Annotated in this window: 18 protein-coding genes and 1 pseudogene; 7 read left to right on the top strand and 12 right to left on the bottom strand. The window is 72.2% G+C overall.

Annotation, left to right across the window (positions count from 1 at the left end):
- Positions 1–26: 26 nt before the first annotated feature.
- Complete coding sequence (locus ACZ5SK_RS27220; RefSeq protein ID WP_443031347.1) at positions 27–554, top strand: cupin domain-containing protein; 528 nt, start codon at positions 27–29, stop codon at positions 552–554.
- A complete protein-coding gene (locus ACZ5SK_RS27215; protein WP_334576697.1) occupies positions 551–979 on the top strand; it encodes a rhodanese-like domain-containing protein in 429 nt (142 codons plus the stop codon). Before ACZ5SK_RS27220 ends, ACZ5SK_RS27215 begins: the two co-directional genes overlap by 4 nt.
- Before the next feature lie 6 nt (positions 980–985).
- On the opposite strand, the pseudogene ACZ5SK_RS27210 reads toward ACZ5SK_RS27215, so the two are convergent.
- From ACZ5SK_RS27210 to recA, 4 genes and pseudogenes are all read right to left on the bottom strand, one after another.
- Positions 986–3524 (bottom strand): annotated as a pseudogene (locus tag ACZ5SK_RS27210) (ABC transporter permease).
- Positions 3521–4213 carry an ArsR/SmtB family transcription factor gene (locus ACZ5SK_RS27205; RefSeq protein WP_334576700.1) on the bottom strand — a complete coding sequence of 231 codons (693 nt, stop codon included), beginning with the start codon at positions 4211–4213 and terminating at the stop codon, positions 3521–3523. The pseudogene ACZ5SK_RS27210 and the gene ACZ5SK_RS27205 overlap by 4 nt, the downstream one beginning before the upstream one ends.
- A gap of 170 nt (positions 4214–4383) precedes the next feature.
- The gene (gene recX / locus ACZ5SK_RS27200) at positions 4384–5202 is read right to left on the bottom strand and encodes a recombination regulator RecX (protein WP_468576661.1); all 819 of its coding nucleotides are present in this window, start codon (positions 5200–5202) and stop codon (positions 4384–4386) included.
- Positions 5203–5205: 3 nt separating this feature from the next.
- Complete coding sequence (gene recA, locus ACZ5SK_RS27195) at positions 5206–6345, bottom strand: recombinase RecA (protein ID WP_334576702.1); 1140 nt, start codon at positions 6343–6345, stop codon at positions 5206–5208.
- A 314-nt stretch (positions 6346–6659) separates the two neighbouring features.
- Between recA and ACZ5SK_RS27190 the strand changes: the two genes are divergently transcribed.
- Positions 6660–7448 carry a hypothetical protein gene (locus ACZ5SK_RS27190; protein ID WP_334576705.1) on the top strand — a complete coding sequence of 263 codons (789 nt, stop codon included), beginning with the start codon at positions 6660–6662 and terminating at the stop codon, positions 7446–7448.
- Positions 7449–7463: 15 nt separating this feature from the next.
- Here ACZ5SK_RS27190 and ACZ5SK_RS27185 read toward each other — a convergent pair whose 3' ends face one another.
- Both ACZ5SK_RS27185 and ACZ5SK_RS27180 read right to left on the bottom strand, forming a co-directional pair.
- Entirely contained in the window at positions 7464–8726 is a 1263-nt protein-coding gene (locus tag ACZ5SK_RS27185) for an AI-2E family transporter (protein ID WP_334576707.1), read from the bottom strand.
- Positions 8727–8786: 60 nt separating this feature from the next.
- The gene (locus ACZ5SK_RS27180; RefSeq protein ID WP_319677303.1) at positions 8787–8981 is read right to left on the bottom strand and encodes a DUF3046 domain-containing protein; all 195 of its coding nucleotides are present in this window, start codon (positions 8979–8981) and stop codon (positions 8787–8789) included.
- Positions 8982–9059: 78 nt separating this feature from the next.
- Between ACZ5SK_RS27180 and ACZ5SK_RS27175 the strand changes: the two genes are divergently transcribed.
- From ACZ5SK_RS27175 to ACZ5SK_RS27160, 4 genes are all read left to right on the top strand, one after another.
- Positions 9060–10004, top strand: a complete 945-nt coding sequence (locus ACZ5SK_RS27175; protein WP_334576710.1) for a hypothetical protein — start codon at positions 9060–9062, stop codon at positions 10002–10004.
- Positions 10005–10555: 551 nt separating this feature from the next.
- Entirely contained in the window at positions 10556–15532 is a 4977-nt protein-coding gene (locus tag ACZ5SK_RS27170) for an ATP-dependent helicase (protein ID WP_334576711.1), read from the top strand.
- 61 nt (positions 15533–15593) lie between these two features.
- The gene (locus ACZ5SK_RS27165) at positions 15594–16436 is read left to right on the top strand and encodes an Fpg/Nei family DNA glycosylase (RefSeq protein ID WP_334576712.1); all 843 of its coding nucleotides are present in this window, start codon (positions 15594–15596) and stop codon (positions 16434–16436) included.
- A gap of 47 nt (positions 16437–16483) precedes the next feature.
- Complete coding sequence (locus ACZ5SK_RS27160) at positions 16484–17248, top strand: SDR family NAD(P)-dependent oxidoreductase (protein WP_334576713.1); 765 nt, start codon at positions 16484–16486, stop codon at positions 17246–17248.
- A gap of 475 nt (positions 17249–17723) precedes the next feature.
- On the opposite strand, the gene ACZ5SK_RS27155 is transcribed toward ACZ5SK_RS27160, so the two are convergent.
- The 6 genes from ACZ5SK_RS27155 to ACZ5SK_RS27130 form a co-directional block, all read right to left on the bottom strand.
- Positions 17724–18194 (bottom strand): Dps family protein, encoded by a 471-nt coding sequence (locus ACZ5SK_RS27155; RefSeq protein WP_334576714.1) that lies wholly within the window; start codon positions 18192–18194, stop codon positions 17724–17726.
- A 237-nt stretch (positions 18195–18431) separates the two neighbouring features.
- Positions 18432–18812: a helix-turn-helix domain-containing protein gene (locus ACZ5SK_RS27150; protein WP_015657463.1), complete on the bottom strand. Its 381-nt coding sequence runs from the start codon at positions 18810–18812 to the stop codon at positions 18432–18434.
- A 109-nt stretch (positions 18813–18921) separates the two neighbouring features.
- On the bottom strand, positions 18922–19467 hold the full coding sequence (locus ACZ5SK_RS27145; protein WP_334576715.1) for a CinA family protein: 546 nt from the start codon (positions 19465–19467) through the stop codon (positions 18922–18924).
- The gene (pgsA, locus tag ACZ5SK_RS27140; protein ID WP_334576716.1) at positions 19464–20240 is read right to left on the bottom strand and encodes a CDP-diacylglycerol--glycerol-3-phosphate 3-phosphatidyltransferase; all 777 of its coding nucleotides are present in this window, start codon (positions 20238–20240) and stop codon (positions 19464–19466) included. Before pgsA ends, ACZ5SK_RS27145 begins: the two co-directional genes overlap by 4 nt.
- Entirely contained in the window at positions 20237–21706 is a 1470-nt protein-coding gene (gene rimO / locus ACZ5SK_RS27135) for a 30S ribosomal protein S12 methylthiotransferase RimO (RefSeq protein ID WP_079659114.1), read from the bottom strand. Before rimO ends, pgsA begins: the two co-directional genes overlap by 4 nt.
- 89 nt (positions 21707–21795) lie before the next feature.
- Positions 21796–22635, bottom strand: coding sequence for a helix-turn-helix domain-containing protein (locus tag ACZ5SK_RS27130; RefSeq protein WP_334576717.1), 840 nt, complete (start codon positions 22633–22635; stop codon positions 21796–21798).
- Between the last annotated feature and the right edge of the window lie 35 nt (positions 22636–22670).

Genomic DNA, 22670 nt, shown 5'->3' with positions numbered 1-22670 from the left:
CCGCGAACCTTCTCAGGACGGTGTCCGTGTCTGTCTCCCCCTCCCTGCCCACCGCCGTCGCCGCGCCCACGCAGGCCGACCTCCTCGACTTCGTCCGACGTACGGCCGCCGACACCGAGCTGATCTCCTCGCTGCCCCTCGACCCGGAGGGCCGCACCTGGGTGCGCCTGGAGGGGCCCGGCGGCAGCGAGGCCTGGCTGATCGGCTGGCCGCCCGGCACCGGCACCGGCTGGCACGACCACGCCGACTCGGTGGGCGCCTTCCTCACCGCGCGGGGCGAGCTGAAGGAGTACTCGCTCACCGCGCGGCTGCCCACCGACGGCTGGACGACCCTGGAGCTGACGGACGGCATCGACCGCGAGCGCACCCTGTCGGCCGGGCGGGGCCGCTCCTTCGGACGTCACCACGTCCACGAGGTCCTCAACGAGTCCACCGAGGAACACGCCGTCTCCGTCCACGCCTACTACCCGCCGCTGCCGCGCATCCGCCGCTACAGCCGTACCGGGCAGGTGCTGCGGCTTGAGCAGGTCGAGAGGCCGGAGGACTGGCAGTGAGCGGCGCGAACACCCCTCAGGAGGAGCGGCCGGACGGCGAACGGCCACTCGGCATAGACGAGCTGCTCGATCGGGTACGCGCGGGGTACGCGCGCGTGGAGGCACGGGAGGCGTACGAGGCCGCCCGCGCGGGTGACGCGCTGCTCGTCGACATCCGGTACGCGGCCCTGCGCGAGCGGGACGGGCTGATACCCGGGGCGCTGGTCGTGGAGCGCAACGAACTGGAGTGGCGGCTCGACCCCCAGGGCAGCCATCGCCTCCCCGAGGCCACGAGCCACGACGTGCGCGCCGTCGTGATCTGCAACGAGGGTTACGCGTCGAGCCTGGCCGTCGCGTCCCTGCACCAGCTGGGGCTGCACCGGACGACCGATCTCGTCGGCGGTTTCCAGGCGTGGAAGGCGGCGGGGCTCCCGGTGACCCCGTAGCCGGGGTCATTCCTTGGCCGTCGCCACCGTCACCGCGCGAACCCTGAGCGCCACCCGTCCCGGCAGAGCGGTGGCGACGAGCGCGAGGAGCCCGGCTCCCGCGACCACCGTGGCGTACACGAGCGGTACGACCGCCGGGGCCGCCCGTCCGGTCATGCCGACGCTGAACGCGGTCAGGACGGCCAGCGCGACCGCAGTGCCGAGGGTCGCGGCGAGCAGGAGCACCGACAGGGCCTCGGTGCGCAGCATGCGCAGCACCTGACGCCGGGTCGCCCCCGCGAGACGCAGCAGCGCGAACTCCCGGACGCGTTCGGAGACCGACATGGCGAGCGTGTTGACCACGGCGATGGCGGTGAACGCCAGGACGAGCCCCATGGCCAGGAAGTTGACCTCGGCGTTCGCCTGCTGCCGCTCGGCCTGCAGCGAGTCGGCCGTGGCCGGAGAAATCACCGCGAGTCCCGGGAACTCACGCAGCGTAGTCGAGAGTTGTGTCTGTGTACGGGCCGTGCTGACGAGGAGGGAGGAGGAGAGCGGGTTGTCGACGTGGCGGGCGAGAAGGTCGTGCGCGAAGGTGAGGTCTCCGAAGCCGAGGCCCCTGGCGTAGACGGCGGCGACGGTGAGTGTGGCGGGCGTGCCATCGCCGAGCGTGAGCTTCAGGGTGCTGCCGGGCGTCAAGTGAAGCTGGTCCGCGGCCAGTTCACTTACGGCGACGGTGTCTTCGGCGAGTTCGCCGAGGGAGCCGGCGGTGACGTCCGGGTCCCAGGTGCGGGCGAGCCCGGCCGGGGTGACGCCCTGGGCCGCGTACTTGTCGAGGCCGACCCGGACGGTCGTACGGACCACTTCGGTGACGACGTCGTCCTGCGCCCGGAGCCGTCGTGCCGCGTCGCCCGGGACGCCGGGACCCTGGGAGGCGACGACCCAGTCGGCGCGGACACCGTCGCGGGCCTGGGCGCGGGCCGCGTCGCCGAGGGTGGGCTGCACGAACAGCACCGTGCAGGTCATGCCGATGAGCAGAGTGAGAGGGGTGACGACGGAGGCCATACGGACGGCGTTGCCACGCAGGTTGGCGGTGGCGAGCCGGCCACCGGGACCGGTCAGCCGCAGCGGTCCGGCCAGGAGAACAGCGGCCGCCTTGACCAGGAGCGGCCCGAGCAGAGCGACGGAGGTGGACAGCACGACGACAGCGAGGAACGTCACGGGCGTCGAAGCGGGCTCGGTGCGCAGGACAGTGAGCAGGGCCACGAGGACGGCGCCACCGGCGAGCAGCAGCACACCTGCGAGGAGCCGACCCCAGGCGGGCCGGGTCCGTTCGGTGCGGGCCTCGGCGAGCGCCTCGGCCGGGCGGATCCGGGCCACCCGGCGGGAGGCGATGCGTGCGGAGGCCCAGGCGCCGAACAGGGTCGCGGCGACGGCGGCGAGCGGCGGGAAGACGCTCACGGTGTGCTGGAGCGTGGCGGGCACAGCTCCCAGGGCGACGAACCTGCCGTGGAGCCAGGCCCCCAGGGGAAGCCCCAGCAGAGCTCCGGCCGTGCCCGCGGCCAGCGCGACGATCAGGGCCTCCCGCCCGAGCAGCCGGCGGATCTGTCCGGAGGTCGCGGCGACGGCACGCAGCAGGGCCAGTTCGCGTTCGCGCTGCTGTACGGAGAGAGCGAAGGTCCCGACGACCACGAGGACCGCCACGAGCAGCGAGGTGCCGCCCATCGCTCCGCCCATGCTGATCAGCTTGGTGCGGGCCGCGGCGGCGTCCAGGAACTCGACGGGCCCTCGGTCGTCGCCGGCGCTGACCTGGGCGCCGGTGCCGTGCAGCGCCGTGGAGACGGCCTGCCGGAGCGGGCCCGGCCCCGACGCCCGTCTTCGGCAGCACCCCGAACGCGGTGACCTGCCCGGGGTGTGCGGCGAGCCGGCGGGCCTCGGCGGCCGAGAAGAACAGGGCCCTCTGGTGGCGTACGGCAGTGGCGGGGGCGGCGATACCGGAGACGCGGTAGGTGCGCGGGGCCTGCGTCGACTGGACGGTGAGCCGGTCGCCGGGTACGAGGCGGGCGCGTGCGGCGAGGTCGCCGTCGACGACCACATCGGTGGCGGCTGCGGGACCGGCGCCCGCCGTGAGCCGGTACGGCGTCAGCACCGCGGACTCCCAGGCATGCCCGTAGGCGGGCACGCCGTCGGCGACCGGGCCGCCGCCAGGTGTCAACGGCTCGGCGAGGAAAGTGAGTTCGGGGACCACACGGGCGACACCGGGTGCGGAGACGAGCCTGCGCTCCAGGTCGGCCGGGAGCCACGCACGCTCGGCGATGGGTTTGGCCTTGTGCTTGACCTTTGTCTTGCCCTTCTTGTGCTTGACGGTCGTCCGGTGGACGTTCTGGTCGGCTGACCCCACGACCGGGGCGGCCGCGTAACGCTCGGTACGAATGGTGCCCCGCAGCCCCGTCTCCAGGAGGGTGCCGCACGCGGTGATCAGGGCGGCCGCGCACAACAGCGCGAGGAAGGCGCCCAAGAAACCCGCTTTGCGGGCGCGGACGGTCTTCAGGGCGTAGCGCAGCATCATGAGGGATCCGTCTCTCTCGCGGGGGCGGGGAAGGCCAGGAAGCGGGTGAGCAGGGTGCGTGCGCCCGGTGGGGTATCGGCGTCGGATCGCTTGTAGCGGTTGAGGAGGGCGATGTACTCCTCGAAGAACTCGCGGAGTTCGGGCAGGGTGAGCCGGATGGTGCCGCGCGAGTAGGGGAATGCGTCCGCCCACGGGTCGCCGTCGCCCGCGTCCCGCTGAAGCCGCTCGAAGAGGTCCAGGTCGGCTGCGTAGGCATGGTGGTTCAGCTCGTCCATGACGTGCCGCAGTTCGGGACTCTGAAGGCTGCGCGGCGGGAACCTGAGGTCGCCCGGGACCGCCCGCCACCAGCGCTCCCGGTGCGCGGACAGCTCCGCCCGACCGGCCTCGGCCATCTCCTCGACGAAGCCGTACCGGGCCAGCTCACGCAGGTGGTAGCTGGTGGCTCCGGTGTTCAGGCCGAGGGCTCGGGCGAGAGTCGCCGAGGTGGCCGGGCCGTGCAGGGTGAGATGTTCGAGCATGCGCTGACGGCGTGGCTGGGCCAGCGCCTTGAGCGCGGCGAGATCGCCGAGTTCGACGGGAGCCGCGGGGGCCGCAGGGGCAACGGGCGGGTTCTTCGGCTCTGTCGGCCTCTCGAGTTCCGCTTCTGGTTCCGCTTCTGAGGGCTCGTCAACGCCGGGTTCCTGGGACATGCGTACACAGTCGCCTGTGCACAGATGCTTGTGCACTGCGGTGGTCCGGCGTCCTCAGTGGGGGGTTATCCCTACCGCCCCTCGACGGGGAGGTCGGCGCTGCCACCGGTTTCTCTATCCCCCTCCCCTCCCCCCTTCCCACCCCTCCCCCCGCTTGCCCTGCGATGGGCTCAGCCCCCGTCCCCCTCCAGGAACTCCGTGTCCTCGCCCTCCTCCTCCAGCGCCTGCCGGACCACCCGTAGGGCCATGCCCTCGGGGTAGCCCTTGCGTGCGAGCATGCCGGCGAGGCGGCGCAGTCGTTTGTCGCGGTCGAGGCCTCGGGTCGAGCGCAGCTTGCGGGCGACGAGTTCGCGCGCCGTCTCCTCTTCCTGCTCGGAGTCGAGTTGGGCGACGGCGTCCTCGATCAGCGCCGCGTCGACCCCCTTGGTCCGCAGCTCCTGGGCGAGCGCACGCCGGGCCAGCCCCCTGCCGTGATGCCGTGACTCCACCCAGGCGTCCGCGAAGGCACTGTCGTTGATCAGCCCGACCTCCTCGAACCGCGAGAGCACCTCCTCCGCCGCGTCGTCCGGGATCTCTCGTTTGCGCAGTGCGTCGGCGAGTTGCTTGCGTGTGCGCGGGGTCCCGGTGAGCAGGCGCAGGCAGATCGCCCGTGCCCGCTCAGCCGGGTCCCCTGAAGGCTCCCCCTGCTCGGCCCTCGACGAGGAGGGGGAGCCTCCGTCCTCGGCGGACGGTTCTCCGAAGCCGCGCCGACGGCGCCCACGCCCGCCACGTGGGCCGTCCTCGCCACCGCGTCGCGCCCGGCCGCCACGGGGCCGGACCTCGCGGGCTTCGCCCTCCGCCCCCTCAGGCGAGTACGAGCCACCGTCCGACCAGCTGTCCGGCCAGCCGTCGCCGCCTTGGGCAGGGCCGCCGTCGGCCCCGCCCCCGCCCCCCGCCCCCCGGGGGGTGTCGGGGTGGGCGTACTCGGCCCAGTCCGTTCGTCGCGTCACGGATCAGCCCTTGGCAGCCGCGGCCTTAGTCTTGGCTGCCTTGGCGGCGGAAGCCGGAACCGCCTTGGCGGGGTCGTCCACAGGCGTGCCCGCGGCCACCGCGGCCCCCGCTGCGTCCGCGCCCGGCTCTGCGGCGGGCTCCTCCGGGCGTACGCCGACGCCCAGCTTCTCCTTGATCTTCTTCTCGATCTCGTTGGCGAGGTCGGGGTTGTCCTTCAGGAAGTTGCGGGCGTTCTCCTTACCCTGGCCGAGCTGGTCGCCCTCGTACGTGTACCAGGCGCCGGCCTTGCGGACGAAGCCGTTCTCCACGCCCATGTCGATCAGGCCGCCCTCGCGGCTGATGCCCTGGCCGTAGAGGATGTCGAACTCGGCCTGCTTGAAGGGCGGCGCGACCTTGTTCTTGACGACCTTGACGCGGGTGCGGTTGCCGACGGCGTCGGTGCCGTCCTTCAGCGTCTCGATGCGACGGATGTCGAGCCGCACCGACGCGTAGAACTTCAGCGCGCGGCCACCGGTCGTGGTCTCGGGGGAGCCGAACATCACGCCGATCTTCTCGCGGAGCTGGTTGATGAAGATCGCGGTGGTCTTGGACTGGTTGAGCGCGCTGGTGATCTTCCGCAGTGCCTGGCTCATCAGACGGGCCTGCAGACCGACGTGGCTGTCGCCCATCTCGCCCTCGATCTCCGCGCGCGGGACGAGCGCGGCGACCGAGTCGATGACGATCAGGTCGAGGGCGCCGGAGCGGACCAGCATGTCCACGATCTCCAGGGCCTGCTCGCCGTTGTCGGGCTGGGAGAGGATGAGGTTGTCGATGTCGACGCCGAGCTTCTTCGCGTACTCGGGGTCGAGGGCGTGCTCCGCGTCCACGAAGGCGACCTGGCCGCCCGCCTTCTGCGCGTTCGCCACGGCGTGCAGCGTCAGCGTCGTCTTGCCGGAGGACTCCGGGCCGTACACCTCCACCACGCGGCCGCGCGGCAGGCCGCCGACACCGAGGGCGACGTCGAGTGCGGTCGACCCGGTGGGGATGACCTCGATGGGCTCGTTCGGCCGCTCGCCGAGGCGCATCACGGCGCCCTTGCCGAACTGCCGTTCAATCTGTGCGAGTGCGGCATCAAGAGCCTTCTCGCGGTCGGTTCCTGCCATGGGTTCCACCCGATTTGCTTGAGTCGATCGCTTCACGTCAAAGACGCTAACGCCTGCCACTGACAATGCGCCCCGACGCCGGTCCGGCCTGTGGATAACTCAGGCACTTATCCGTCCCAATCGGGATGAAATCCCTGTAGGGAGCCCCACCGGAGCCTTCATAAGAACGGATGTTCGATTTTCGTGTCAAGCGCACCACGCGGCACTTCCGAGGCTACGTTCACGGTCCGCGCTCACGGCTGCTGCGCCGGGCGTACGGCGGATGTCTTCGCCCGGACGACGACGGCGTACGACGCAGCCGAGACGCTCGGTGCATGCACGAGCAGACGACCACGACGCCCCTCCGCGCAGCCGAACCCGCCCGTCCGAGCCCTCGGCTGTACCGCCTCTACCGGACGACAGCGCTCCTGCTGGTCCTCTCCGGCCTCGTCCACCTGGTGGTGTTCGCCGTCGACGGCGGCCCCTGGGACGGACCCGTCTCCTGGCGCAAGCCCGTCACGTTCGGGCTGTCCTTCGGGGCGACGCTGATCGCGATCACCTGGGTCACGTCGTACGTGCGGGTCGGACCGCGGTTGCGGACCGCGCTGCTCGGGGTGTTCGCCGCCGACTGCGTCATGGAGGTCGGGGGCATCACCCTCCAGGCGTGGCGGAGAGTGCCCTCGCATCTGAACATGGAGACGCCCTTCGACACGGCGGTGTCCATGATGCTCGCGGTGGGCGGCGGCGTCCTCGTGGTACTGCTCACCGTGTTCGCCGTGGCGTCCTTCCGACGCCGGCCGACGGGCCCGGCCGGGATGGCCCTCGCGGTTCGCGCCGGTTTCGCGATCCTGCTGGTCGCGCTCGCCTCGGGGGCGGCGATGATCGCGCGCGGTGTGGTGCTCACCCGCACGGGGCACCAGGAGGCGGCGTACCACTCGACGGCGCCGCTCAAGCCCCTGCACGGAGTCGGCCTGCATGCCGTTCTGGTGCTGCCCGCGCTGGCCCGGCTGCTGGCCCGCACGCCCTGGAGCGAGGCCGTGCGGTGGCGGATCGTGGCCGCGGCGGTGGGGTGTTACGTGGCCGCGGTCGCCGCGGCCGGGGTGTGGGCCGTCCTCACGTACTGACGCCCGCTTCGGCCGTCAGCCGGACCCTTCCCGCGACCCGCTGCCCGCCCGGTCCCGTAGACGCGCCCACAGCGACCGCGCGCGGGTGAGCGGTCCCGGCCCCTCGCCGCGGCCCCGGTGACCGTGGACGCGGGGGTCGTCGGTGACGTCGTAGCGCTTCACGTAGGCGCCCAGGAAGGCCTGGAGCGTGGCGACCGCCGGGATGGCGATCAGCGCGCCGACGGCACCCAGGAGTGCGGTGCCGGCGATGACCGAGCCGAAGGCGACGGCAGGGTGGATGTCGACGGTCTTCGCGGTCAGCTTGGGCTGCAGCATGTAGTTCTCGAACTGCTGGTAGACCACGACGAAGATCAGCACCCACAGGGCGTACAGGGGCGAGACGGTGAAGGCGATCAGCATGGGCAGGGCACCGGCGAGATACGTGCCGATGGTCGGGATGAACTGCGAGACCACGCCCACCCAGACGGCGAGCACGGGCGCGTACGGAATCCCGAGGGCCTCCAGCAGTACGTAGTGCGCGACGCCGGAGATCAACGCCATCAGCCCGCGCGAGTACAGGTATCCGCCGGTCTTGTCGACGGCGATCTCCCACGCGCGCAGCACCTCTGCCTGCTTGGCGGGCGGCAGGACGGAGCACAGTCCGCGGCGCAGGCGGGGGCCGTCGGCGGCGAAGTAGAACGAGAACAGGGCGATCGTCAGCAGCCGGAAGAGACCGCCGAGGACCTGCGTGGAGACGTCCAGCACACCCGCGGCACTGTTCTGGGCGTACTTCCTCAGCCAGTCGGAGTGCAGCAGCCCCTCCTGGATGTCCACGCGCCTGAGGTCGGTGTGGAACGTGGTGTTGACCCAGTTGATCACGGAGTCCAGGTACTGCGGGAAGCCCTCGATCATCTTGATGATCTGCCCCGCGAGCATCGAGCCGAGGAGCGTGAAGAAACCGGCGACCACGATCAGCAGGCCGAAGAAGACCAGGAAGGTGGCGAGCCCCCTGCGCATCCCGCGGGCAGCCATCCGGCTGACCGCGGGTTCTATGGCGAGAGCCAGGAAGAACGCGATCAAGATGTTGAGCAGCAGGCCGATGAGCTGGTGGAAGGCCCAGGTGCCCAGTTGGAACGCCGCGACGAGAGCGAGCGCGAGCACCATGGCGCGCGGAAGCCAGCCCGGCATGCGGGCACCCTGAGCAGCGCCGCCGTCGGCCGGGGGCGGCCCGGTGGGCGGCGTCGTGCCGAGCGGGGATTCGTGCCGGGCGACCTGCCCGGTCTCGTCAGTGGGTGCCACGGACCAAGTCTCGCCTACGCCACTGACAACCGGACAGCCGCCTGCGATCTCCGTGGCTGATCAGCGCATCTCCTGCGGAACGTTCATCACCACGCACACCACGCGCCACACGTCCTTGGCTTCCCAGCCATGCGCCAGCGCCTCGTGCACCGTGCGTCCGCCGAGTTCCGCCATCACATGATCGCGGGCGAAGGTGTCGGCGTATCCCGCGCCGAAGTGCTCGTCCATCCGCTGCCAGAAGACCGTCAACCGCATGACACCAGTATCCCGCGCCCGGGGGTGCCCCCTGCCGGGACCGCCTGCTGAGACCGCTTTCCGCCCTACGGTCTGACCATGGCCGAAACTGGAGCATCCCCACTCCCCCCGACGCCCCCGGCGCACTCCCCGCTCTTCCGCGCCGAGCACTTCGTGTGGCTCACCGCGCGCGTGCTGGAGCAGCGGCTCTTCGCGCACGACTTCCTCCACGGCTCCGCCGACCCCGTCGAGACCGCTCTCGACGCCTACCGCAACGACGACGGCGGATACGGCCACGCGCTGGAGCCCGATCTGCGCGGTCCCGTCAGCCAGCCCCTGCACACCGTGCGCGCGTTGCGCGTCCTGGACGCCATCGGGCGCCTCGGCGGGCGGCGCGTGGAGCGGGTGTGCCGTTATCTCACGTCCGTCTCCGCGTCCGACGGCGCGCTGCCGGCGATCCATCCCAGCCAGCGCGGCTATCCGGCGGCCCCCTTCATCCCGATCGTGGACGATCCGCCCAGCGAACTGCTGTCCACGGGGCCGGTGGTGGGGCTGCTGCACCGCAACGAGGTGTGGCACGCCTGGCTGTTCAGGGCCACCGACTTCTGCTGGCAGGCGGTGGACTCCCTGGAGCGGTCCCATCCGTACGAGGTCGAGGCCGCGGTGGCCTTCCTGGACTCCGCTCCCGACCGCCCGCGCGCGGAGGCGGCCGCCGACCGTCTGGGCCGCCTGGTGCGCACGCAGCGGCTCGCCGCGCTGGACCCGGACCAGCTGGACGCGTACCCGGTCGCGCCCGGCTACGCGCCGGGCGAGCACCACTTCCCGTACGACTTCGCGCGGACGCCGCACTCGCTCGCGCGCGCGTGGTTCACCGATGACGAGATGACACGCTGCCTGGACCATCTCGCCGACGAGCAGCAGAAGGACGGCGGCTGGCCGATCCGATGGCGCCGCTGGGCGCCGGGCACCGCCCTGGAGGCACGTCCCATGGTGACGATCGAGGCGCTGCGCACCCTGAGGGCCTACGGCCGCACCATCGGCTGACCCGGACTCTGCCGTGCCGTGAGGGCGGCGAGCGGTGCGACGGAAGCAGGGCGACGGGAAGCAGGGCGGCGAACCGCCTGCCCAGAGGCCCCTCGAGAAGACCCGGTGCGAACGGCTGGTCGGCAGGGTCCCGGCCAGTTGTTCGCAGCGTAGGCGGGTCGGCCAGGCGCTCCTCCGGCACGGCATGGCACGGCACGCGCGCGTGCGGCGATCCACGCCCCGGCCGTCCGCAGCTCACGCTGTGGCAGCGCCCCGCCGTCGAGTCGCAGCAACCGTGTCCCAGCCCCCGCAGCAGGGGGTCGGCGGCCGGCGGAAGTATTCGTGGGTGTGCCGCACGGAGGTCTTGCGGACGTACCGGGCGCGCCGCAGATCGACACCGGGCAGCTCCGCATACCGCCGGTGGCGCGCCGGCTCGCCCCAACCCGCCGTGCCCCCGCTCTCCGCGACGACCGGCTCACCCCGCCCCGTCCCCGTCTCCCGCCCCGCACCCCACCACCGGCCGAAGACCGCAGGTCAGAGCCATTGTCAGTGGCGGGGTGCAGGATGGACGCATGGTCAGCTCCGCGCACCGAGCGCTCGACGGCTTCTCCCCCGCGACCCGCGGCTGGTTCACGGGGGCGTTCTCCGCGCCCACCGCGGCCCAGGCGGGCGCGTGGCAGGCCATCGGCGAAGGTGCGGACGTGCTGGTGGTCGCCCCGACCGGCTCCGGCAAGACCCTGGCCGCCTTCCTCGCCGCCCTGGACCAGCTCGCCTCGACGCCCCCGCCCGCGGACCCGAAGAAGCGCTGCCGCGTCCTGTACGTCTCTCCTCTCAAGGCCCTCGCGGTCGACGTGGAGCGCAACCTGCGCAGCCCCCTGACCGGCATCCGCCAGGAGTCTGTGCGCCTTGGCCTGCCCGAGCCGGAGGTCAAGGTCGGCATCCGCTCGGGCGACACTCCGCCCGCCGAGCGCCGCGCGCTGTCCACGCGCCCTCCGGACATTCTGATCACGACCCCCGAGTCCCTGTTCCTGATGCTGACGTCGGCCACGCGCGACGCACTGACCGGCATCGAGACCGTGATCCTCGACGAGGTGCACGCGGTCGCCGGCACCAAGCGCGGCGCGCATCTCGCGCTCACTCTGGAGCGGCTCGACGAGCTGCTGCCGAAGCCGGCCCGCCGCATCGGCCTCTCGGCGACGGTCCGTCCGGTCGACGAGGTCGCCCGCTACCTGTCCCCGCACCGCAAGGTGGAGATCGTCCAGCCGAAGTCCGGCAAGGAGTTCGACCTCTCGGTCGTCGTCCCCGTGGAGGACCTGGGCGAGCTGGGCGGTTCCCCGGTCGCCGACGGCTCCGAGGGTGCGGAGCGGCCGTCGATCTGGCCGCACGTGGAAGAGCGCATCGCGGATCTGGTCCAGGCCCACCGCTCCACGATCGTCTTCGCCAACTCCCGCCGCCTGGCCGAGCGCCTGTGCAACCGCCTGAACGAGATCGCCTACGAGCGGGCCACCGGCGAGCCGCTGGACGAGCATCACGCCCCCGCCGAGCTGATGGGCGGCTCGGGCGCGGCCCAGGGCGCCCCGCCCGTCATCGCGCGCGCCCACCACGGCTCGGTCTCCAAGGAGCAGCGTGCCCTGGTGGAGGAGGACCTCAAGGCGGGCCGTCTCCCCGCGGTGGTCGCCACCTCGAGCCTCGAACTGGGCATCGACATGGGCGCCGTCGACCTGGTGGTCCAGGTCGAGTCCCCGCCCTCGGTGGCCTCCGGCCTCCAGCGCGTCGGCCGCGCGGGACACCAGGTGGGCGCGGTCTCCACGGGCGTCGTGTTCCCCAAGTACCGCGGCGACCTCGTGCAGGCGGCGGTGGTCACCGAGCGGATGCGCACCGGCTCGATCGAGTCCCTCAGGGTGCCCGCCAACCCGCTGGACGTCCTCGCCCAGCAGCTCGTCGCCATGACGGCGCTGGACACGTGGCAGGTGGACGACCTGCTGGCCACGGTCCGCCGGGCCGCCCCCTTCGCCGCCCTCCCCGAGTCCGCGTTCACGGCCGTCCTGGACATGCTCGCGGGCCGCTATCCGTCCGACGCGTTCGCCGAGCTGCGCCCGCGCGTGGTGTGGGACCGGGTCGCCGGCACGATCACCGGCCGCCCGGGCGCCCAGCGCCTGGCCGTCACCTCCGGCGGCACGATCCCGGACCGCGGCCTCTTCGGCGTCTTCCTCGCCGGCGCGGACCCCAAGAAGGGCGGCGGCCGGGTCGGCGAACTCGACGAGGAGATGGTCTACGAGTCGCGCGTCGGCGACGTCTTCACGCTCGGCACCAGCTCCTGGCGCATCGAGGACATCACCCGCGACCGCGTCCTGGTCTCTCCCGCCCCGGGCGTCCCGGGCCGGCTGCCCTTCTGGAAGGGCGACCAGCTGGGCCGCCCGCTCGAACTCGGCCGTGCGGTGGGCGCGTTCCTGCGCGAGGTCGGCTCCCTGCCCAAGGAGGACGCCCGGCTCCGCCTGCTCACCGCCGGTCTGGACGCGTGGGCGGCCGACAACGTGCTCTCCTACCTGGACGAACAGCGCCAGGCCTGCGGCCATGTCCCGGACGACCGCACGATCGTCGTCGAACGCTTCCGCGACGAGCTGGGCGACTGGCGGGTCGTCGTCCACTCGCCCTTCGGCGCCCAGGTGCACGCCCCCTGGGCTCTGGCCCTGGGAGCCAAGCTCTCCGAGCGCTACGGCATGGACGCCCAGGTGATGCACGCCGACGACGGCATCGTCCTGCGGCTGCCCGACGCCGACCTCATGGGCCTGGACCTCCTCGACCAGGAGCCGACGAAGGCCGGCACGGAGTACGACGCCGAACAGGCGCCCGTCGGCGCGGCGGACGTCGTCTTCGACAAGGGCGAGGTCGACCAGATCGTCACCGACCAGGTCGGCGGCTCGGCCCTGTTCGCGGCCCGCTTCCGCGAGTGCGCCGCCCGCGCGCTGCTCCTGCCGCGCCGCAACCCCGGCAAGCGGACCCCGCTGTGGCAGCAGCGCCAACGCGCCGCCCAACTGCTTCAGGTGGCGAGCGAGTTCGGTTCGTTCCCGATCGTCCTGGAAGCTGTCCGCGAGTGCCTCCAGGACGTCTTCGACGTCCCCGGGCTCGTGGAGCTGATGGGCGACCTGGAGTCCCGCAAGGTGCGCCTGGTCGAGGTCACCACCCCGGAGCCGTCCCCGTTCGCCCGCTCCCTCCTGTTCGGCTACGTCGCGCAGTTCCTCTACGAGGGGGACTCCCCGCTCGCCGAGCGCCGTGCCGCCGCACTCTCCCTCGACTCCCGCCTGCTGGCCGAGCTGCTCGGCCAGGCGGAACTGCGCGAACTGCTCGACGCCGAGGTCCTCACCGAACTGGAACGGGAACTCCAGTGGCTGACCGAGGACCGCCGGGCCAAGGACATCGAAGGTGTCGCGGACCTCCTGCGTCTCCTCGGCCCGCTCACCGACGCCGAGCTGGCCGAGCGTGGCGCCGAACCGCACTGGGCGCGGGAGCTGGCCGCCGCCCGCCGCGCGATCCGGGTACGCATCGCGGGCGTCGACCACTGGGCCGCGATCGAGGACGCGGGCCGGCTGCGTGACGCACTCGGCACGGCACTGCCGGTAGGCGTGCCGGAAGCGTTCACGGAGCCGGTCAAGGATCCCCTCGGCGACCTCCTCGCGCGCCACGCCCGTACCCACGGCCCGTTCACCTCCACCACCGCGGCCGCCCGCTTCGGCCTCGGCGTGGCGGTGACCGAGGGCGCCCTGCAGCGGCTCGCGGCGAGCGGGCGCGTCGTCCAGGGCGAGTTCCACCCGGCCGGCATGGGCCAGGAGTGGTGCGACGCGACGGTCCTGCGCAGGCTGCGCCGCCGCTCCCTGGCCGCCCTGCGGCACGAGCTGGAGCCGGTTCCGCCGCCCGCGCTCGCCCAGTTCCTTCCGCAGTGGCAGCACATCGGCACGGGCCACTCCCTGCGCGGCATCGACGGACTGGTGCGCGCCGTCGAGCAGCTCCAGGGCGCCTCCGTTCCCGCCTCGGCCCTGGAGAAGCTCGTCCTGCCGTCCCGGGTGCGGGACTACACCCCGGCGATGCTCGACGAGCTCACCGCGGCCGGAGAGGTGATCTGGGCCGGAGCGGGCGCCCTCCCCGGCAAGGACGGCTGGGTCTCCCTGTACGTGGCGGACGCGGCGCCCCTGCTGCTGCCCCCGCCCCACCCCCTGGAGCTGACGGCACTGCACCAGTCCGTCCTGGACGCCCTCTCCGGGGGCTACGGCCTGTTCTTCCGCCAGATCGCCGACCAGGTCCGCGCCACCACCCACCCCGACGCCACCGACCCCCAGCTCGCCGACACCGTCTGGGACCTGGCCTGGTCCGGTCGGCTCACCAACGACACCCTCGCCCCCATGCGCTCCCTGCTGGGCTCGGGCCGCACGGCCGGCTCCACGGCCCACCGCGCCAAACGCACCATCCCGCGCGGCCGCTACGGTTCGCTGACGGCCGCGGCGCGCCCCGCCTCCCGCAGCGGCCCGCCGACCGTCGCCGGCCGCTGGTCGCTGCTCCCCGCCCACGAGCCCGACCCCACCGTCCGCGCGCATGCCCTCGCCCGCACACTCCTCGACCGGCACGGCGTGGTGACCCGGGGCGCGGTCGCCGCCGAGGGCGTCGAGGGCGGCTTCTCGGCGACGTACCGCATCCTGTCGGTCTTCGAGGAGAGCGGTCAGGCCCGACGCGGCTACGTCGTGGAAGGCCTCGGCGCCGCACAGTTCGCCATGGACGGCGCCGTGGACCGTCTGCGCGCGGTAGCAGCCGCCCGGGACCGCGGCGAGCCCCTGCCCGGCCCGAACACGGCCACGAAGACAGGCGCAGGCGCAGGCACCGGCACCGGCACCGGCACGCCCGACGACTTCGCCTTCCCCGAAGGCCTCCCGTCCGACGACGCATGGGACCTTCCCGACCTCGACACCGCGTTCTCGTCCCCCTTCGACGCCCCGAACGCCCCCACCGCGCCGGATGGGTACGTCTCCCCCCGGGACTTCGCCACCCCGGGCGCCGGCGGCCCCCGGGGTGGCGGCTTCCCGAACGGCTCGGGCTTCCCCGGCCGTCCCGACCGCGGCCAGGCCCCCCACGGCCGCGGCCCCCACCGCACCACGTCCCGGGCCTCCCGCGCCGTCGTCCTCGCCGCCGCGGACCCGGCGAACGCGTACGGCGCAGCCCTGGGCTGGCCCGAGCCGCCGAGCGGCGCCGGGCACAAACCGGGCCGCAAGGCCGGCTCCCTGGTGGTGCTCGTCGACGGTGAGCTGACGCTCTACATGGAGCGCGGCGGCAAGACCCTGCTGGCCTGGCCCGCCACCCCGGACGGCGAGGACACGCCCGCCCACGACCCCCGCCTGCACGCCGCCGCCGAGGCCCTCGCCGAGGCGGCGCGCGCGGGCTCCCTCGGCACGGTCACGGTGGAGCGGGTCAACGGCGCCTCGGCTCTCACCTCCCCCATCGGCGCCCTCCTGGAAGGAGCGGGCTTCATCGCGACCCCACGGGGCCTACGGCTGCGCGCATGACAACAACCGCCTGTCCCATCACCGGCCCCACCGTCTCCATCCCGCATGTCACCCTTGACCCATGCCCGAAGGTGACACGGTCTGGCAGGCCGCGAGGCGACTGCACGACGCCCTCGCCGGCAAGGTGCTGACCCGGTCCGACCTCCGCGTCCCCAAGTACGCGACCGTCGACCTCACCGGCCGCACCGTCCTGGACGTCACCCCACGCGGCAAACACCTCCTCACCCGCATCGAAGGCGGCCTGACACTCCACTCGCATCTGCGGATGGACGGCTCCTGGAAGGTGTACGCGAACGACCAGCGCTGGACCGGCGGCCCCGCGCACCAGATCCGGGTGATCCTCGGCACCCACGACCGCACCGCTGTCGGCTACCGCCTGCCCGTCCTCGACCTCCTGCGCACCACCGACGAACAACGAGCCGTCGGCCACCTCGGCCCCGACCTGCTGGGCCCCGACTGGGACCCCGAGCGCGCCCTCGCCAACCTCCTCACGAACCCCGCCCGTCCCCTCGGCGAGGCTCTCCTCGACCAGCGCAACCTCGCCGGCATCGGCAATGTCTACAAGAGCGAACTCTGCTTCCTCCTCGGCGCCACCCCGTGGCTCCCCGTCGGCGCGCTCCCCGCCGACCGCGCCGCGAAACTGCCCGGCCTCGCGAAGAGGCTGCTGGAGACCAACCGCGACCGCCCGGTCCGCAGCACGACGGGACGCCGCGGCCAGGACCTGTTTGTGTACGGCCGCGCGCCCCGCCCCTGTCTGCGCTGCGGCACACCGGTGCGCGCGGCCGACCAGGGCGACGGTTCCCGCGAGCGCCCGACCTACTGGTGTCCCACCTGCCAGACAGGCCCCGCCCCCGCTCCGGGCCCCCCACCGACCCACCGCATCCGTCCTCGCACCACCCGCTGACCGCCAACCAATTGACGGACCGTCAGAAACGCTCGTACCGTCCTTTCATGGCCGTGAAGGCGTACGACCTCACCGGACGCACCGCATTCGTCACCGGCGCCGCAAGCGGGATCGGCCGCGCCTGCGCCGTACTGCTCGCCCAGGCGGGCGCCACCGTGCACGGCGCGGACCGCGACGCGCAGGGCCTGCACGAGACGGCGACCCTGATCAAGGACCAGGGCGGAACCGCACACACCCACCACCTCGACGTCACCGACCGCGTCCAGATCCGGCAGGCCGTCGAGTCCTGCGAGCGGCTGGACGTCATGGCGGCGGTCGCCGGGATCATGCACAGCAGCCCGGTCCTGGAGACCCGCGACGAGGACCTGGACCGGGTCCTGGCCGTCAACTTCAAGGGCGTGCTGTACGCCTGCCAGGAGGCGGCCCGCCTGATGCTGGCACGCGAGAGCGGCGGCAGCATCGTCACCATGGCCTCGGGCGCCGTGGACACCGGCGGCCCCGGGCTGCTCTGCTACGGCGTCGCCAAGGCCGCCGTGGTCCAGTTGACGAAGACGCTCGCAACCGAGGTCGGCCGGTACGGCATCCGCGTCAACGCCGTCGCCCCGGGCTGGATCCGCACCCCCATGACCGACCGCCACGACGCCGGCGCACAGGCGCACACCGAGGCGCTCATGTCGCGCATGTCACCCCTGGGCCGGGTCGGCGAACCGGAGGACATCGCGCACGCCGTCCTCCATCTGGCCTCGGACGCCTCGTCGTTCACCACGGGCCAGATCCTCCGCCCGAACGGCGGAGTGGCCATGCCGTGGTAGCCGCCTCCCTCACAGCCCGCTCGGGCGCCGTTCACCACCCACCCAGGCTCCTTTCCCGGCGGACAGTCCCTCAGCGGCCTTGACGCCCTCGGCCTCGCTCCGGCCCTGGTGCACCACCGCCCGCCGCCTCTCCTCCGCCTCCGGGCTTTCGCATCCCCTCCTGCCGCACCGCCCGCCAAGCACTCCTCCACCGACCTTCTACGAGGGCCCCCGCCGCCCGCGCCTTGGTCACGCAGTGCACCGGCAGCAGGCTCAGCCCCCACCCCCCGGCGGCCACCGCCCCCTCCAGCACCCCGGCGTCGGACGTCACGGCGAGCCTCACCACGGCCCACCACCACATCGCACCCAGTCCCAGTGCGAGTCCCAGAACGACACCCCGTCCCGCTGTTCGCCCCGCCGTGGCCGTCACGCCAACCACACCACCAGAAGTGCCCCGGTCCGCCGTCCCACACCTCTCAGGCATCTCACAGGCGTCTCACACGTTCTCCGCCTGGAACATCCAGTGATGCTTCTCCAGGTCCGCGGTGATCCCGATGAAGATGTCCTGGCTCACAGGATCCGGTTCAGCCGTGGCCGCCACCCGTTCCCGCATCCGGGTGATGACCGCGCCCAGCGCGGCGACCAGCGTCCCGATCGCATCGGTGTCCTTGACCCAGCCGTCCGACACGGCACCGATCCCGCTGCCTGCCGCCACCGTCGCGGCCCGCCCGTCCGGCGAGACGCCCAGCGCCGAGGCCCGCTCGGCCACCGTGTCGGAGTGGACACGGGCGACGTCCACGACCTCGTCGAGCTGAAGGTGCACGGACCGGAAGCGAGGCCCCACGACGTTCCAGTGGACCTGTTTGGCGACGAGGGACAGGTCGACCAGATCGACGAGCGCGCCCTGCAGGGCCTCGGAGACGGTCTTCAGATCGGCGTCGGACAGAGGACTCTTCACGACGTACATCCGTACCTCCGGTGGTCGGCCCCCATGGCATCCGTGGCTCCCCACGGCTCCCACGCGTCCGCGGCTCCCCCCGCGCCCCTCCACCATGACCTCAGCGCCCGACACCGGCAAACGGACGCGAAAACCCCGACCGCACTCCTCCGGTCTTCCCGGAGAAGCCCCGGCCGGGGCCTCACACATTCCTGCCTGCGTGCCTACAGGTGCCTGCGTGGCTTCACACGCCCCCGCGGGTGAATCTCACGCGGCGACCACGTCCACCGCCTCGGCGGGCGCCTTGATGGTCACCCGCTCCGGTGGCACACCGGTCACCGACACGGAACCCAGCATCGGACGAACCGACGTGGGCACAGGCTCGCTGGGGGTTGCCGCTGCAGACTGGGCCAGCTCGGCGAGAGCGAGCTCGTCGCTCACTTCCCGCATGAGCTCGGACATCCGTACGTCCAGCGCGTCGCAGATGGCGGAGAGCAGCTCGGAGGAAGCCTCCTTCTGCCCCCGCTCCACCTCGGAGAGATAGCCGAGTGAGACTCGGGCGGACGAGGAGACTTCGCGCAGAGTACGGCCCTGGCGCTGGCGCTGCCGACGCAGCACGTCACCCAGCAGGCGACGGAGCAGAATCATCGGTGGCTCCCTCCTCGGACCGCGTAGCCGCATCCTTCACGCCCCACCGTACCGCCTTGCGCTGCGGCCGTGCGGGGAGCGATGTCGTGTTCACTCAGGGCTGCAAACATCAAAACCCCCCGTTCTGTTCCGTATCCTGTGCCCGCTCGTTCCCGGTGTGTTCGCCCGCCAGCTCTGTCAGAAGCAGTGCGAGTACGCTCCGTACACTCTCTCTACGAATTTCCGCCCGGTCGCCGTTCAACCGCAGGGCCTCCACTTTTCCGCCAGCGGCGGAACCGGAATCCGCCCCGAACGGACCGTCCACGGCCACGAAGACCGTTCCGACCGGCTGCCCGTCCTGAGGATCGGGACCGGCCACCCCGGTCGTAGCGACGCCCCAGTCGGCGCCCAGCGCCTTGCGCACGCCGGCCGCCATCTCTGCCGCCACCTGCGCGTCCACCGCTCCGCGAGCGGCCAGCAGACCGGCGTCGACGCCGAGCAGCTCGTGCTTGAGTCCGGTGGCGTAGGCGGTGACCGAACCACGGAAGACCTTGGACGCCCCCGGAACCGATGTGATCTCCGCCGCCACCAGACCACCGGTCAGCGACTCGGCCACGGCGAGCGTCTCTCCGTTCACCGTGAGTAGTCGCACCACGTCGGTGGCCGTGGAATTCACGCTTCCGTCTCCTCCGACGCGGCCCGACGCTCGGCGATCCCCTGCCTGCGCAGCACAATGGCCTGTCTTACGTAGTCGAGTCCGGTCACCACGGTCAGCACGACCGCCGCGGCCATCACCCACCACCTCAGGGTGGCCAGCCACCCCGTCAGCGCCAGGACGTACATCCCGACGGCCACGCCCTGGGTGAGCGTCTTGAGCTTGCCGCCCCGGCTCGCCGGGATGACGCCGTACCGGATGACCAGGAAACGCAGCAGCGTGATCCCGAGTTCCCGGCCGAGGATCACGATCGTCACCCACCACGGCAGGTCGCCGAGCGAGGAGAGACAGATCAGCGCCGCTCCCATGATCGCCTTGTCGGCGATGGGGTCGGCGATCTTCCCGAAGTCGGTGACGAGGTCGTACGTCCGTGCCAGGTGCCCGTCGAACAGGTCGGTGATCATGGCGACGGCGAAGGCCGCCCAGGCGAGCGAACGCCACGCCGGGTCGTAGCCGCCGTCGGCCAGCATCAGCGCGACGAAGCCGGGGACCAGGACCAGCCGAAGCATCGTCAGCAGATTGGCGATGTTCCAGACGCTCGCCTGGTTGACGGCGGCGGCCGCCAGCTTCGCACCCCGCGGGGGCCTGCCCGCCTCCTGGCCGTCGACGGCGACAACGGGGACGTCGGAGGCATCGGACGCGTCGGAGGCCGTGCCGGAGACCGGGCCTGCGGGCACGGCGCTGCTCTTGGCCTGCGAGGAGCCGCCCGCAGCCGATGCCGGAACACCCGTCATCTGCCCGCCTCCTCACTACACCCGAGCGAACCCTGCAGAGGCTCGGCCACCAGGTCGACACCCTCCGTACCGACCACCTTCGCCTCGACCATACGGCCGACGCTCAGACTTTCGCCCGATGTGAGCAGCACCTGGCCGTCCGTCTCCGGCGCCTGGTGCGCGCCCCGGCCGTACACGCCCTCCTCGTCCACCGACTCCACGAGGACGTGCACGGTCTCGCCCAGCCGCTCCTCGGCGCGCTGCGAGACGAGTTCCTCGGCGAGCCGGGAGACCCGGGCGAGCCGCTCGGCGACCACGTCCGCGTCGAGCTTGTCGTCGTACGTCGCGGCCTCGGTGCCTTCCTCGTCGGAATAGCCGAAGACGCCGATCGCGTCCAGCCGCGCACCGTTCAGGAAGCGCTCCAGCTCGGCCAGGTCGGCCTCGGACTCGCCGGGGAAGCCCACGATGAAGTTGGAGCGCACGCCCGCCTGGGGCGCCTTGCCGCGGATGGTGTCGAGCAGTTCCAGGAAGCGGTCGGTGTCGCCGAAGCGGCGCATCGCTCGCAGCACGCCGGGCGCGGAGTGCTGGAAGGACAGGTCGAAGTAGGGCGCGATCTTGGGCGTGGAGGTCAGCACGTCGATCAGGCCGGGCCGCATCTCGGCCGGCTGGAGGTAGCTGACGCGCACCCGCTCCAGGCCGTCGACCTCCGCGAGCTCGGGCAGCAGCGACTCCAGCAGCCGGATGTCACCGAGGTCCTTGCCGTAGGACGTGTTGTTCTCGGAGACCAGCATGATCTCCTTGACGCCCTGCTCGGCCAGCCACCGCGTCTCATTCAGCACGTCGCTCGGCCGGCGGGAGATGAAGGAGCCGCGGAAGGACGGGATGGCGCAGAAGGAGCAGCGCCGGTCGCAGCCTGAGGCGAGCTTGACCGAGGCGACGGGCGCGCCGTCCAGCCGGCGGCGCAGGGGTGCGCGCGGGCCGGAGGCCGGAGCGAGCCCCTCCGGGAGGTCGGTCGGGCCGTGCCCCGGGAGCGCGACCGCAGCGGCCGACTCCTGCCGCTCGGCCGGGCTGATGGGCAGCAGCTTGCGCCGGTCGCGCGGGGTGTGGGAGGCGTGGATGCCGCCGTTCAGGATGGTCTGGAGGCGGTCGGAGATGTCGGCGTAGTCGTCGAAGCCGAGCACACCGTCGGCCTCGGGCAGAGCGTCGGCGAGTTCCTTGCCGTACCGCTCGGCCATGCAGCCCACCGCCACGACGGCCTGGGTTCTGCCGTGCCCCTTGAGGTCGTTGGCCTCCAGCAGGGCGTCGACGGAGTCCTTCTTGGCGGCGTCGACGAAGCCGCAGGTGTTGACGACGGCCACGTCGGCGTCCTCGGCGTCCTCCACGAGCTGCCAGCCGTCCGCCTCCAAACGGCCTGCGAGCTCCTCCGAGTCCACCTCGTTACGGGCGCAGCCAAGGGTGACGAGTGCGACGGTACGGCGTTCAGGCATGGGCTCAAGACTACTTTGTCGCACCGACAGCCAACGTCGACGGGGTTGGTGAAGATCACCAACCCCGTATGCGCCAGGCCCCGCCCGGTTCATCCGACCTGCGGGTCGCCCTTCGTGTAGGTCAGACGCTCCACCGCGCCGGGCCGGAAGTCGTCGTTGAGCTTCTTGCCGTTGACGAACAGATCGATCGCTCCGGCGTCGCCGAGGATGAGGCTGATCTTCTCGCTGTCCTGGAAGGTCTTCGAGTCGCCCTGCTTGAGGAAGCCGTCGAAGATCAGCCGGCCGTTGTGGTCCTTGGCGGAGATCCAGCTGCGCCCGTCGGCGGCGCTGACCTGGACGGTCACCTTGTCCTGGGGGGCCGCGGCGATGGCGCTGTCGGAGGGCGCCGGCGTGGTGCCGGCGGGCTTGTCGGTCTTCGGCGTGGGCGAGGCGGTCTTCGCTGTCGCCGGGGTGGCGCCGTCGGCGACCTGCTCCTTCGACCCGCCGTCGTCGCCGCCCCTGAACGCGGTGAAGCCGACGAAGCCGACGACGGCGACGATCGCGGCGACCATGGCCGCGGTCCAGTTCGGCCCGCGTCGCTCGGGGCGGATACGTTCCGCCTCGAACAGCGGCGCGGCCGGGGTCGGCGCGGGCCGGCCGCCGTGGGTGGCGTCGTACCGGTCGATCAGCGGGGCGGGGTCGAGGTGGACGGCCCTGGCCAGGGTCCTGATGTGCCCGCGCGCGTAGACGTCTCCGCCACAGGGAGCGAAGTCGTCTGACTCGATGGCGTGCACGATGACGATGCGGACCCGGGTGGCGCTGCTGACGTCGTCGACGGTCAGCCCGGCCGCGATGCGGGCCTGCTGCAGGGCACGGCCGATGGAGAAGGGGGCTTCCTCGGACGGGTCTTCGAACGGACGCTCGTCTTCAGGGGAGTTGCCGATGGACACGGGGGCGCCTTTCGAGCGTGTAGCCACCTGTGCTG

Source organism: Streptomyces sp. NPDC031474, assembly GCF_055581185.1.
The sequence above is the reverse complement of the archived record's forward strand: the minus strand, read 5'-3'. Positions and strand labels throughout refer to the sequence as shown.

Excerpts from the sequence above, each read along its gene's own strand:
- ACZ5SK_RS27205 (WP_334576700.1), bottom strand. The coding sequence starts at position 4,213 with ATGTCCCAGGAACCCGGCGTTGACGAGCCCTCAGAAGCGGAACCAGAA.
- recA (WP_334576702.1), bottom strand. The coding sequence starts at position 6,345 with ATGGCAGGAACCGACCGCGAGAAGGCTCTTGATGCCGCACTCGCACAG.
- ACZ5SK_RS27190 (WP_334576705.1), top strand. The coding sequence starts at position 6,660 with ATGCACGAGCAGACGACCACGACGCCCCTCCGCGCAGCCGAACCCGCC.
- ACZ5SK_RS27180 (WP_319677303.1), bottom strand. The coding sequence starts at position 8,981 with ATGCGGTTGACGGTCTTCTGGCAGCGGATGGACGAGCACTTCGGCGCG.
- ACZ5SK_RS27175 (WP_334576710.1), top strand. The coding sequence starts at position 9,060 with ATGGCCGAAACTGGAGCATCCCCACTCCCCCCGACGCCCCCGGCGCAC.
- ACZ5SK_RS27170 (WP_334576711.1), top strand. The coding sequence starts at position 10,556 with ATGGTCAGCTCCGCGCACCGAGCGCTCGACGGCTTCTCCCCCGCGACC.
- ACZ5SK_RS27165 (WP_334576712.1), top strand. The coding sequence starts at position 15,594 with ATGCCCGAAGGTGACACGGTCTGGCAGGCCGCGAGGCGACTGCACGAC.
- ACZ5SK_RS27160 (WP_334576713.1), top strand. The coding sequence starts at position 16,484 with ATGGCCGTGAAGGCGTACGACCTCACCGGACGCACCGCATTCGTCACC.
- ACZ5SK_RS27155 (WP_334576714.1), bottom strand. The coding sequence starts at position 18,194 with ATGTACGTCGTGAAGAGTCCTCTGTCCGACGCCGATCTGAAGACCGTC.
- ACZ5SK_RS27150 (WP_015657463.1), bottom strand. The coding sequence starts at position 18,812 with ATGATTCTGCTCCGTCGCCTGCTGGGTGACGTGCTGCGTCGGCAGCGC.
- pgsA (WP_334576716.1), bottom strand. The coding sequence starts at position 20,240 with ATGACGGGTGTTCCGGCATCGGCTGCGGGCGGCTCCTCGCAGGCCAAG.
- rimO (WP_079659114.1), bottom strand. The coding sequence starts at position 21,706 with ATGCCTGAACGCCGTACCGTCGCACTCGTCACCCTTGGCTGCGCCCGT.